This window comes from Oligella ureolytica DSM 18253, assembly GCF_000373745.1.
GTDB lineage: Bacteria > Pseudomonadota > Gammaproteobacteria > Burkholderiales > Burkholderiaceae_B > Oligella > Oligella ureolytica.
The window spans coordinates 1-12,215 of record NZ_KB892325.1; the positions used below are offsets into that span (position 1 = coordinate 1).

Genomic DNA, 12,215 nt, shown 5'->3' on the forward strand with positions numbered 1-12,215 from the left:
ATGCTAGTCAACGATGGACTATGCCAATACGGAATTGGCGCTCGGCTTTAAATCGGTTTAGTATAGAGTTTGGTGAACGAGTTACCGCTCACCTGTAGTAGTAAAGAAAATGGCATTTACACAAAAATATCTACAGGCTCCCCGAATTATATCTCGGGATACTCTCCAAAGCGGTCCATCACCACACCAACAAACGCATCAGCGCGAGAAAAAGCCTTGTCTTCAGCAACGTCATCACCCAATGGCCAAACCATATTAGCCTGTATATAATAATTCTCAAAAACCACCATACACAACTCACTGGATGCCCGTTTATCTTCCCTAATAACACCGGCACAATTTACCTCATGACCTGCGTCAGTAGTAAAACGTCGCTCCTGCACAGGCTCTTCATTACCATTGTCAAGGGCGACGGCAATTGCTTTTGTCAATTCCGTTCTTGCAAGCGCCGGCTCCATACCAGTCGGAATCTTTTTGGCTGAGACCGACGTAGTATGAGTCTGTTGATCATTATTGTAGGATATGCTCAATGAGCCGTCTTCAGGTTGACTATGGACTTCCTGCATCCATAAGTCGCCATGCTTTGACGTAATAAATCCCATTATCGGATTTTCTTTTACACCCTGACCAAAGGACTTTTGTGATTCCACACTTTTTGTGTCGGCTTGCACGATGACGGGTAGACTTAAAGAGGCGACTAACAGCGCACGAGATAGTTGTTTGAACAGCATAAGTGACTCTCCATTAGTTGGTACGTAGTGCAAATCATACCGTAGCCACCCATGCTCGGATATCTTAGAAATCCTACTTTTTGTAAGCTGATGTACATACAAAAAAATCGGACACAGCAATATGCCATGTCCGACGTTTAAACTACACTAAGCGACAACGCCAAGCATATTAATCGTTTTGATTTTCGCGAGAAGCACGCTTACGCTCATGTTCTAAGAGATGGCGTTTACGTAAACGAATTGTCTTCGGTGTCACCTCAACTAATTCATCATCGTCAATAAAGTTAACTGCGTACTCAAGTGTCAATTGAATCGGTGGAACTAAGCGGATGGCTTCATCTGAGCCGGAGGCGCGAACATTAGTCAATTGCTTAGTACGAATCGGGTTAACTACCAAATCGTTATCGCGACTGTGGATACCGACAATCATGCCCTCATACAAGGCATCACCCGGTGACACAAACATACGACCACGATCTTGCAAGTTCCATAAAGCAAAAGCAACAGCTTCACCTTGGTTCTGACTAATTAAAACACCATTACGACGGCCACCAATACTGCCCTCTTTCACCGGTGCATAGGCGTCAAAAATATGGCTTAATAAACCGGTACCATGAGTCAAAGACATAAAGTCCGTTGAGAAACCGATGAGTCCACGCGCCGGAATACGGTACTCTAAACGCGTACGACCGCGACCATCAGACTCCATATTTAAAAGCTCACCGCGACGACGGCCCATTTCCTCCATGATGGTCCCTTGATCATTATCATCAAGATCAATCGTAACCAACTCCATAGGCTCACAGCGTACACCGTCAATTTCACGGTAAACCACACGTGGACGAGAAACGGCCATCTCATAGCCCTCACGTCGCATATTCTCTAATAGAATAGTTAGGTGTAACTCACCACGTCCGGCAACCTCAAATACCGTTTCATCATCGGTATCATTAACTCGTAGCGCCACATTTGACTTTGTCTCACGATATAAACGCTCACGAATCTGACGACTGGTAACAAACTTACCCTCGCGACCGGCTAAGGGCGACGAGTTAACCATGAAGTTCATTGTCAGTGTCGGCTCATCAATTTTAAGCATTGGCAAGGCTTCTTGAACCTCGGTATCACAGATGGTACAACCGATACCAATTTCATCAATACCGTTAATCAGCACAATATCACCAGCTTCTGCATGATCAACCTGAACGCGGTCCAGCCCTTTAAACTTAAGCACTTGATTCACACCGGCACTGATCGGCTTACTGTCCGGACCGAACTTAACAACCACACGCTGACCCGGCTTGATGGTACCCCGATTCACACGGCCAATACCGATAATACCGACATAGCTGTTATAGTCTAATGAGGTAATTTGCAACTGCAATGGCTCATCAGCCTTTTCATCACGAACCGGCACATGCTCTAAAATCGTTTCAAATAAAGGAGCCAAGGTACCCTCACGTACATCAGCGTCTAAGCCGGCATAGCCGGATAAGCCCGATGCGTAAACGATTGGGAAGTCCAACTGCTCATCGGTTGCACCTAATTTGTCAAACAGGTCAAAGGTGACATCAATCACATGATCAGGACGAGCTCCCGGACGGTCAATTTTATTAATCACAACAATCGGTTTTAGACCTAAGTCAAGCGCCTTTTGCGTCACAAAACGAGTTTGTGGCATCGGTCCCTCAACTGCATCAACCAATAGCAACACACCATCAACCATGGACAGCACGCGCTCTACTTCACCACCAAAGTCAGCGTGTCCCGGTGTATCAATAATATTAATGTGCGTACCTTCGTACTCGACCGCACAGTTTTTAGACAAGATCGTAATACCACGTTCTTTTTCAATGTCACCTGAGTCCATGACACGGTCGCTCAGCGCCTCATGTTCTTCAAAGGTGCCTGATTGGCGTAACAACTGGTCAACCATCGTTGTTTTACCGTGGTCAACGTGAGCAATAATTGCAATATTACGAAGCGCTCGGCTCATAAATTTTCCTATTTTAAAAGTTTCTCGGGCACCCATCGGGCGGGTACTTGCTCTAACGGAATTAAATGTTCTTGTAAAGTCTCGGGACTTTCTTCCGCTACTTTTTGTATGTGTTCCAGAGTCACAGCGTCGGTCAGTGAAAAGTCACCGACAGTCAAACGACGCAACGCTGTTAAGTGGGCATAACACCCCAATGCACGACCAATATCTTGAGCGAGTGTTCGGATATACGTCCCCTTTGAACACGCGACATCAATGACGATACGATCGGACTCTAAACTGATGAGCTCATTACTATAAATGGTCACTTGACGAGCTTCGCGCTCCAGCACGATACCCTGTCGAGCGTACTCATAAAGGGGCTTACCATCGCGCTTTAATGCAGAGTGCATTGGTGGCACTTGAGAAATCTCACCGACAAACTGCTCGAACACCGTTAAAATGCGTTCGCGACTCAGATCCAAGCCCTCAAGCTTGGCGCGTTGTACTGCCTCACCGGTTAAATCACCGGAATCAGTCTCAACACCCAACGCTAAAGTCGCTCGGTAGCTTTTGTCGGCTTCTAACATTAGCGTAGAGATTTTTGTTGCCCTACCAAAGCAACACACTAATAAGCCGGTAGCAAAAGGATCTAAGGTGCCTGTGTGACCGGCTTTATTCGCATTAAAAGCGCGTTTGGCACGCTGTAAAGCATGATTACTGGATAAATCTATCGGTTTGTCCAATAACAAGACCCCCGTGATATCTTCACCGCGACGTCTTCTAGACATGGACTACCCCTTGATTTTAGTATCGTCAAATGCGTCTGAATCGTCTTCATCAGTTGGCGATTCAATCCCCATGGCCTGATCGATTAAACGGCTCATCTCAATGCTGCGTAACAGATGATCATCATGGAAGAAACGCAAGGTCGGTACCGTATGGATATGCAGCATTTTAAATAATAAAGAATGCAAATAACCTGCCTTATCATTAAGTGCTTGCTCAGCCACCTCAGGTTCCTGCCCAATGACAGTAAAATACACCTTGGCATGTGCATAGTCAGCACTTAACTCAACAGCAGACAGGGTAATCAGACCCACCGTGCTTGCACTCAATTCACGTTGGATCAAAATGGCTAAATCCTTTTGGATTTGTTCAGCCAGTCGCGTATTGCGACTGCCTGATTGCTTAGTTTTAGACTTATGTCTACTCATTACTATCTCTAATTAAAGCGTACGGGCAACTTCTTTGATTTCAAAGACTTCAAACTGGTCGCCTACTTCGATATCGTTATTACCACGTAAGGTGATACCACAATCAAAACCTGAACGAACTTCTTTAGCATCGTCTTTGAAGCGCTTCAGTGAATCCAAGGCACCGGTCCAAATCACTACGTTATTACGAAGCTGACGTACAGAAGAATCACGACGTACCACCCCATCGGTCACCATACAACCGGCGACTTTACCAATACGAGAAATGGTATAAACTTCACGTACCTCAACCATGCCGATAATGTCTTCACGCTTTTCAGGGGCTAGCATACCGGACATCGCTGCTTTAACATCATCAATCGCATCATAAATGACATTATAGAAATGCATGTCAATGCCGTTATTTTCGGCAACACGGCGCGCCTGAACGTCGGCACGTACGTTAAAGCCGATAATCACCGCGTTGGAAGCAATCGCTAAGTTTACATCACTCTCAGAGACACCACCTACACCGGCATAGACGACATCGACACGAACCTCATCCGTGGAGAGCTTCACTAATGATTGTACTAACGCCTCCTGTGAACCCTGAACGTCTGTTTTGACAATCAAAGCCAAGGTCTGTAGACCCTCTTGGATGTTGTCAAACATAGACTCAAGCTTAGCCGCTTGCTGACGCGCTAACTTAACATCGCGGAACTTACCTTGACGGAATAACGCAATTTCACGCGCTTTACGCTCATCTAAAAGAACCTGAACCTCATCACCGGCATTTGGTACATCAGATAAACCTTGAATCTCTACCGGGCAAGAAGGACCAGCTTCTTCAACCGGTTTATTGTTTTCATCGACCATTGCGCGAACACGACCATAGCTTGATCCGGCAAGCACGACATCGCCACGGCGCAAGGTACCACTCTGTACTAAGACAGTAGCCACAGGACCACGGCCTCGGTCTAACTGAGCCTCAATCACAATCCCCTTGGCCGGCGTCTCAACCTGAGCAGTCAACTCAAGAATCTCCGCTTGTAAGAGAACGTTTTCTAATAAGTCATCAATACCCTGCCCGGTCTTTGCTGATACAGGCACAAAGGACACGTCACCACCGTATTCCTCAGGAATCACACCCTCAGCGACTAACTCCTGCTTAACACGCTCCGGATTGGCTTCGGGCTTATCAATCTTGTTAATCGCGACCACCATCGGCACTTCGGCTGCTTTGGCGTGACTAATCGCTTCACGAGTTTGCGGCATTACACCGTCATCCGCTGCGACCACTAAAATAACCACGTCAGTTGCATCAGCACCACGGGCACGCATGGCCGTAAAGGCCTCGTGACCCGGGGTATCTAGGAAAGCCATGATACCACCCTGCTCAGTACGAACTCGGTAAGCACCAATGTGCTGAGTAATGCCACCTGCCTCACCGGTCGCTGTCTTGGAGCGACGAATGTAGTCAAGCAAGCTGGTTTTACCATGGTCAACGTGTCCCATCACTGTCACGACCGGTGGACGAGGTACAAAAGGCACATCGCTGAAGTCGAAACCCTCTTCTAAGAAAGTTTCAGGATCGTCTAACTTAGCAGTGACTGCTTTGTGACCCAATTCTTCAACCACGATCATGGCCGTTTCTTGATCCAGCACCTGGTTAATTGTCACCATCTGACCTAACATCATCAAGTGCTTAATTACCTCTGTGGCCTTAACCGACATCTTGTGTGCCAAATCAGCTACGGTAATGGTTTCAGGCACAGCAATCTCGCGAGAAATAAATTCCGGCTCTGGACGAGGCTGTTGTTGCTGTTGACGCTGACGACCGCGACCACGACTCTTAGTACCGCGTCCACCGGCTGCACGCCAACCATCTTCTTGGGCAACAGCGGCTGTACCGCCACCACGGCGAGGCTCTTCAACCGCCGCTGCAGCGCGACGACCGCGAGCGCCATCGGTAAAGCCGCTATCCGCACGATCGCCTGAGCGGCGAGCCGTGCTTCCTTTGGCGTCTTTCTTAGTACCTTTTTTAGCTTCTGTCGAAGTTTCTGCCGGTGTCTCTGGCGCCTTAATGACCTTACGCGGTCTATTTAACATGGCACTAATGGCCTGTGCTTCCTCTTCCGCTTTTCGGCGTGCTGCTTCACGCGCTGCTTCAGCCTCTCGTGCAGCCGCTGCTTTACGTTCAGCTTCTTGAGCTGCAGCTTTTTTATCTTCTGCCGACACTTGCTTAGCTGCCGGTTTTTGAGCTTTAGTCTGATCTTGACCTTGCTTGGGCGCTTGCTTCTGAGCTTTATTTGGTGCTGATTGTGAGGCTGTCGCTGTGGCTTTTTGAGCTTCCAATTGCTTGGCTTTTTCGGCCTCTGCCGCTTTACGCTCTTCTTCCGCCTTGGCTTTAGCCTCAGCTTCTAGACGGGCTTTTTCTTCTGCCTGCTTAGCTTCTTCAGCTGCTTTTTGAGCAGCAGCCTGCTCTTCAAGCGCTCGCTGCTGAGCGGCTCTTTCTTCGGCGGCGGCCTGCTTGACAGCCTCTTGACTCTCTTGAGCTACTGCCGTCGGGATACTGCGACGCTTACGAACCTCCACCTGGACGCGACTGCCATCGGCCTGGCGAATCTCGGAGGTCTTGCGACGCGTTAGCGTAATTTTCTTTGCTGCTGAACCGGTACCGTGACTGGATTGCAGTTTCTCCAACAATTTCTTCTTGGCCGCAGGTGTCACAACATCATCCACAGAATTCAGCGCTACTCCGGCAGAGCGCAGCTGCTCCAATAAAGTATCGGCAGGCATATTTAAATCTTCGGCGAATTGTGCAACAGTATTTTTAGTCATTCGGCTCTCTTTCTTCAACAACAATAAATTTATAATTAATCAATCAGTCCGGTCTGGCGGCGAGGGTAAAACTGAGGCATTACTCAGCCTCGGCCTCGTTTTCGCTTGACTCATCGTCAAACCAGTGAGCGCGCGCTTGACTAATCAAGTCAGCCGCTACTTCTTGGTCCAAACCGGTATACTCCACTAACTCGTCAGTCGCTAAATCAGCTAAATCATCACGAGTTTTAACACCCTTATCAAACAAATCAGCAATCATTGACGGAGTTAACAAGTCAAACTGACGCAAATCTGAGGCTTCTTCGAGCTTTTCTTCAGTCTCGATAGCCTGTACTAACAGCGCATTACGGGCACGGGCACGAAGCTCATTGACCAACTCTTCGTCAAAGCCATCGATAGAAGTCAACTCCTCGATCGGCACATAAGCAATTTCTTCGATACTGCTAAAGCCCTCATCGATTAAGATATCGGCAACCTCAGCATCAATATCTAGCTGCTCAATAAAGAGCTGTGAAATACGCTGATTTTCAACTGCTTGACGCTCTTGGCTCTGATCCGGCGTCAAGATATTAATCTGCCAACCGGTTAACTCAGAGGCTAGACGTACATTTTGTCCTCGTGTACCAATGGCTTTGGCAAGGTTGTCTTCATCGACCACCACATCCATGGAGTGCTTATCCTCATCTACCAGGATTGACTCAACAACCGCCGGTGCTAAGGCGCTAATCACAAACTGTGCCGGCTCGTCATCCCATAAAACGATATCGATCATCTCATCGCCAATTTCTTTACGCACTTCCATGACGCGAGAACCGCGCATACCAACGCATGCTCCTACCGGATCTAATCGCTTATCATACGACACAACAGCAATTTTAGAACGTAAGCCCGGCTCACGTGACACCGCCTTAATCTCTAGTAGGCCCTGCTCAATCTCAGGCACCTCATTTTCAAATAAAGCACGTACAAATTCAGGCGCCGTACGGGAAACCATCACGGGCTGATTACGAGAATCACGATCCACACCGGTGATATAAGCACGCACACGGTCACCGTTACGCAGATTTTCGCGAGGCAACAACTCAGAGCGCGGTAAACGGGCCTCAACACGACCACTTTCTAAAATAAAGTCACCGCGGTCCATGCGCTTGACCGTGCCGGAGAAAATCTCATCACCATGCTGCAAAAACTCGTCAAGAATTTGCTCACGCTCAGCATCACGAATACGCTGCATGATGGCTTGACGCGCAACTTGCGCACCAATGCGGCCGACATCAGCCGAAGGAATCGGCTCAATGATGTACTCACCTACCTCGATACCAGGCTGAATATCCTGAGCGTCTGAGTAGATCTCTTGTCGATCCGGCTCCTGCAAACCTGCTTCATCAGGCACAACTAACCAGCGACGAAAACCCGAAAACTCACCAGTCGTACGATCAATTTCGACCACGACATCAGCACCCTCAACATCTAACTGTCGACGTAGCGCAGAAGCTAGTGCTGCCTCTAATGACTCGTAAACAATATTGACATCAAGTGATTTTTCACGTGCTAGTGAATCCACTAGGATTAGAATTTCACGACTCATTTCTTCTTACCTTTTCTAAAATCTAGTACAGGGTCTAACTTGGCTTTTTCTACTTCTGAATAAGCAAAAACCAACGTTTGAGTATTTTTTTTGTCTTCAACAACCAAACTGAATATAGGATTTAACTCGCCATCTGCTTGAGCCGCCAGCTCCTCAGGAACTGCCTCGGGCTCAACCTCTAGAATACCGGTAAACACCTTGTGACTATCGCGTGCGACACGGAAACGGATCTGCACTCGCTGGCCAATAAAACGCTTAAAATCTGCTACCGTACGCAATGGACGGTCTACGCCAGGAGAACCAACCTCCAAGCGGTTGTAGTCGATATCTTCAACCTCGAAAATACGGGACAGCAAACGAGACACCTGCTCACAGTCGTCAATCGTCACGCCGCCCTCTTTGTCGATCGTGACACGCAGCAACCCCAATGGTGCGCGCTCCACATCGACCAGCTCCAAGTCTAAAGCAAGCCCATCAATCGCCTGCTCAGTTAACGTATATAAATCGCTCATACAATAGAAACAAAAAATGGGCCTAAAGCCCATCATAAACAACAAGCCACCGCCATCACTCACGTACACAACAACTACACAATCTACGTAAGCGATCTAGCAAAGTAAAAGGCCAAGACCAGTTTATAAACCAAGCATATAAACCATAAGAGGAATATATCTACATTGCTTATATCTGATAGACCACCCTGCTACTAAACCAAAAAGCTGATTTACCGTGGTTAACATGAGATTATAACAAAATAATCAATCACTTGCTAGCTTATTCAACAAAACAACATAAGTCCCTAAGGACTTATGTAACTCACTCACTATTCATCAATACCCAATGGTTGACGACGCTTCTTATGCTCAATTTTTACATCACGATTACGTCGTGATTTATATGCATAATCTAAGGCATCGTCATTTAATATCGGCGTATGAGAACGCTCGGGCGCTCTACCGGCACCACGACGACCTGCACCACGAACCGCTTTTTGCGGCACCGTCACCGTACGAGACTGACGACGCGCTGACGCTGCATCTGAGCCGGTAACCGTTAATCCTCGACGAGACTGATAAGCTCCCGCCGATGCACTAACAGCCGATGCTGCACGTCCGCGAGCGCTGCGCGCACCCGCCTCAAAACCCGGAGGCATCGCATTTGCATTTGAGACTGGCTGGCGGGGCTGCTGATGATCACGACCTTGTCGCCCTTGGCCTTGACGCCCCCCCCTTCTACCCTCATGCGATCGCTCCTCTGCTTGCGGCAGAGGCATACCCATCTCGGCCATTAGACCCAACACCACATCCGCATCCAACTCCTGCGAACGACCACGTTTTAAATGCGACGGCAAAATCACATCACCAAAGCGAGTACGAATTAAACGGGAGACAGTCAGGCCAAAGTGTTCAAACATACGGCGCACTTCACGGTTACGCCCCTCGAATAATGTCACTTGATACCAGCGATTACTTCCCTCGCCACCGATAAAGTCAACGGTATTAAAACGTGCCGGACCGTCCTCAAGCTCAATGCCTTTCAGCATTTGCGTGCGCTGATCATCATCAAGCTCACCCAAAATACGCACCGCATACTCACGCTCGAAACCATAACGCGGGTGCATCATACGATTGGCAAAATCACCGGAAGTCGTAAAAATCAACAAGCCCTCTGTATTTAAGTCCAAGCGACCGACTGATAACCACTTACCGGTTTTGATGTTAGGCAAACGTGAAAAGACCGTAGGACGACCTTCAGGATCGCTGTGCGTAACGATTTCACCGGCCGGCTTATGATAAAGAATCACACGCGGCGGTCGGTCCGCACGTGGACGCTTAATCATACGACCATTTACCCTAACCACATCCTCTTGTCCCACACGCTGCCCCACATGCGCAGGCTCACCATTTACACTGACACGACCGGCAATAATCAGCTCTTCCATATCGCGACGCGAACCAACGCCCGCATCAGCCAGTACTTTATGCAACTTAGGACGAATCTGATCATTGTTTAAATACTTAGCGACACGCTGATCGCCATCGACTCCCATATTGAAACGGGCTAAATCAAATTCTGCTTCCTGCATTAAGGCAATGTCCAACTCCTCTTCATCAAGGAACTGTGGCACCTGACGTTCAGAATGAGATTGCCCACGTCGGCCTCGATTCGCTTGATGCTGATTCTGGTGTCGCGGCTTACGTTGCTGATTATTTGCTTTACCACCTTGAGGGCGCGGACGACGATTCGCTGTTTTAGCAGCCGAACGATCGGCTTGATGGTTAGGTGCATGTGCATCATCAGACCGCACGACGTCAACGACATCAGCAGCATGCGCTTTACCACGGCCCCGTTGTGCTTTTTGTGCTTTTTTAGGCCCTTGACGACGACCACCCGCATGGCTATAAGCAGCCTGCTCGCCACTATCACTCTGTGGACGAGCTCGTCGCTGACTGTTCGTTCTTGACTCACCACCGACAGATGGCTTAGCAGTCACTTGCTGATTAGCCGCCCCCTCAGCTGCCACACCATCGGCACGACGGCGACGAAATGGTGTTCTTAACTTGCGTCCACGACGATTGTCTGTGGCGTCATCACTGGCTTTTTTTGTTACTTGATTATCCATTATGGTATATAAACCTACTTATTTATCCTGTGCGGATTTCTCTTCTACTTGTTCAGTCATCTCAGAAGCAACGGCAGAGTTCGCATGCTGATTAGCGACAACAGAATCCACAGTACTAGACTGTGAATCTGCCACCTCAGATTCATCTAGGGCAATCGCGATCTCTTGCTGTAAGGAAGCATAACTCTCATCACCTGCCAGTAAGGCGTCATGAAAAGAGTCTAACGAGGGTAAATCAGCCCGTGACTGCCACCCCATGTCACTCCAAAACTGATCGGTAATCCCCAATAAGGAAGGACGACCCGGGCCATCTCGATAGCCCACCACCTCAATCCAACCTCTATCTTCTAAGGTCTTAATAATTTGCGAAGATACCGTAACACCACGGATATCTTCAATATCTCCACGAGTTACCGGATAGCACCAAGCAATGATTGCTAAGGTTTCCATCACAGCACGCGAATAACGCGGCGGTTTCTCAGGATTAATTAATTCAAAATACGCTTGCATGAAGGGGCGACTCTGAAAACGCCACCCCTCGGCAACTTTCACTAATGCCAGCCCCCTATCCTGCCACTGACGTTGTAAATCCTCTATCGCCTGAAGTACTAAGCGACGATCCACTGCGTCGTGCTCAGCAAACAACTTATTCAATTGATTAATACTCATCGGCTCGTCGGCGCATAACAAAACCGCCTCGATAACTCGGCCAACCTCAGGTAGATCCATTAATTAATGTATAGGAGAACAAAAAACTAGTCTAAAGGTACCGCTATCGCTTGAATTGATTCTTTTTAAAATTCCCAAGCACTCGGTTGATGAAACATTTTAGCAACATCCACTCGGCTAAAGCAATTTAAAAAGACATTTCTGACAATAAAAACAACGAATAAGCACAATTAAACACCCCAGATAGCCTTTTACACTGTCGACACACCTTCGCGCTACTCAATTCCTGCCCACTTGTGCGTCTGCACACTCAATTGCCAATGCACCTTGAGACCTTTGCAATAACCCCTCAAACTTCCTAAAATATAGCTTGTTTTCTTGCATTCTTACTTTAGTCCTATGAGTAGTTTCTTTCAACAAACCGCCAAAGCCCGTATTGCCAAACACCTTGATCGTTTTCCGTTACTTAAGTTAGATCAAGTGATTGATTGGCGACCGATTGAATGCTACCTCAATTCACAAAAGCAGCGTCGATTGACGACTCAACAAGGTCGTCCGAGTTATCCCGTGCTCGCCATGTTTAAGGCAGTCC

Annotated in this window: 10 protein-coding genes; 1 reads left to right on the plus strand and 9 read right to left on the minus strand. The window is 48.0% G+C overall.

Features of this window, described 5'->3' with window-relative positions:
• Positions 1 to 146: 146 nt before the first annotated feature.
• The 9 genes from B092_RS0110430 to scpB all read right to left on the minus strand — a co-directional run bounded on the left by B092_RS0110430 (position 147) and on the right by scpB (position 11,683).
• The gene (locus tag B092_RS0110430) at positions 147 to 731 is read right to left on the minus strand and encodes a hypothetical protein (RefSeq protein WP_018575185.1); all 585 of its coding nucleotides are present in this window, start codon (positions 729 to 731) and stop codon (positions 147 to 149) included.
• Between the two features lie 169 nt (positions 732 to 900).
• On the minus strand, positions 901 to 2,727 hold the full coding sequence (gene typA, locus B092_RS0110435; RefSeq protein WP_018575186.1) for a translational GTPase TypA: 1,827 nt from the start codon (positions 2,725 to 2,727) through the stop codon (positions 901 to 903).
• A gap of 8 nt (positions 2,728 to 2,735) precedes the next feature.
• A complete protein-coding gene (gene truB / locus B092_RS0110440; RefSeq protein WP_018575187.1) occupies positions 2,736 to 3,497 on the minus strand; it encodes a tRNA pseudouridine(55) synthase TruB in 762 nt (253 codons plus the stop codon).
• 3 nt (positions 3,498 to 3,500) lie between these two features.
• Positions 3,501 to 3,923 carry a 30S ribosome-binding factor RbfA gene (gene rbfA, locus B092_RS0110445; protein ID WP_018575188.1) on the minus strand — a complete coding sequence of 141 codons (423 nt, stop codon included), beginning with the start codon at positions 3,921 to 3,923 and terminating at the stop codon, positions 3,501 to 3,503.
• A gap of 12 nt (positions 3,924 to 3,935) precedes the next feature.
• Positions 3,936 to 6,743, minus strand: coding sequence for a translation initiation factor IF-2 (infB, locus tag B092_RS0110450; protein ID WP_018575189.1), 2,808 nt, complete (start codon positions 6,741 to 6,743; stop codon positions 3,936 to 3,938).
• Between the two features lie 79 nt (positions 6,744 to 6,822).
• Positions 6,823 to 8,331: a transcription termination factor NusA gene (gene nusA, locus B092_RS0110455; protein WP_018575190.1), complete on the minus strand. Its 1,509-nt coding sequence runs from the start codon at positions 8,329 to 8,331 to the stop codon at positions 6,823 to 6,825.
• Positions 8,328 to 8,843: a ribosome maturation factor RimP gene (gene rimP, locus B092_RS0110460; protein WP_026253733.1), complete on the minus strand. Its 516-nt coding sequence runs from the start codon at positions 8,841 to 8,843 to the stop codon at positions 8,328 to 8,330. Before rimP ends, nusA begins: the two co-directional genes overlap by 4 nt.
• A 311-nt stretch (positions 8,844 to 9,154) precedes the next feature.
• Positions 9,155 to 10,954 carry a 23S rRNA pseudouridine(2605) synthase RluB gene (rluB, locus tag B092_RS0110465; RefSeq protein ID WP_018575192.1) on the minus strand — a complete coding sequence of 600 codons (1,800 nt, stop codon included), beginning with the start codon at positions 10,952 to 10,954 and terminating at the stop codon, positions 9,155 to 9,157.
• 18 nt (positions 10,955 to 10,972) lie between these two features.
• The gene (gene scpB / locus B092_RS0110470) at positions 10,973 to 11,683 is read right to left on the minus strand and encodes an SMC-Scp complex subunit ScpB (protein ID WP_018575193.1); all 711 of its coding nucleotides are present in this window, start codon (positions 11,681 to 11,683) and stop codon (positions 10,973 to 10,975) included.
• Between the two features lie 339 nt (positions 11,684 to 12,022).
• On the opposite strand from scpB, the gene B092_RS0110480 reads away from it, so the two are divergent.
• Positions 12,023 to 12,215, plus strand: a 193-nt coding sequence (locus B092_RS0110480) for a transposase (RefSeq protein WP_018575194.1), incomplete at its 3' end; no start/stop codon positions are given.

Excerpts from the sequence above, each read along its gene's own strand:
- scpB (WP_018575193.1), bottom strand. The coding sequence starts at position 11,683 with ATGGATCTACCTGAGGTTGGCCGAGTTATCGAGGCGGTTTTGTTATGC.
- typA (WP_018575186.1), bottom strand. The coding sequence starts at position 2,727 with ATGAGCCGAGCGCTTCGTAATATTGCAATTATTGCTCACGTTGACCAC.
- infB (WP_018575189.1), bottom strand. The coding sequence starts at position 6,743 with ATGACTAAAAATACTGTTGCACAATTCGCCGAAGATTTAAATATGCCT.
- rimP (WP_026253733.1), bottom strand. The coding sequence starts at position 8,843 with ATGAGCGATTTATATACGTTAACTGAGCAGGCGATTGATGGGCTTGCT.
- truB (WP_018575187.1), bottom strand. The coding sequence starts at position 3,497 with ATGTCTAGAAGACGTCGCGGTGAAGATATCACGGGGGTCTTGTTATTG.
- rbfA (WP_018575188.1), bottom strand. The coding sequence starts at position 3,923 with ATGAGTAGACATAAGTCTAAAACTAAGCAATCAGGCAGTCGCAATACG.
- B092_RS0110430 (WP_018575185.1), bottom strand. The coding sequence starts at position 731 with ATGCTGTTCAAACAACTATCTCGTGCGCTGTTAGTCGCCTCTTTAAGT.
- rluB (WP_018575192.1), bottom strand. The coding sequence starts at position 10,954 with ATGGATAATCAAGTAACAAAAAAAGCCAGTGATGACGCCACAGACAAT.
- nusA (WP_018575190.1), bottom strand. The coding sequence starts at position 8,331 with ATGAGTCGTGAAATTCTAATCCTAGTGGATTCACTAGCACGTGAAAAA.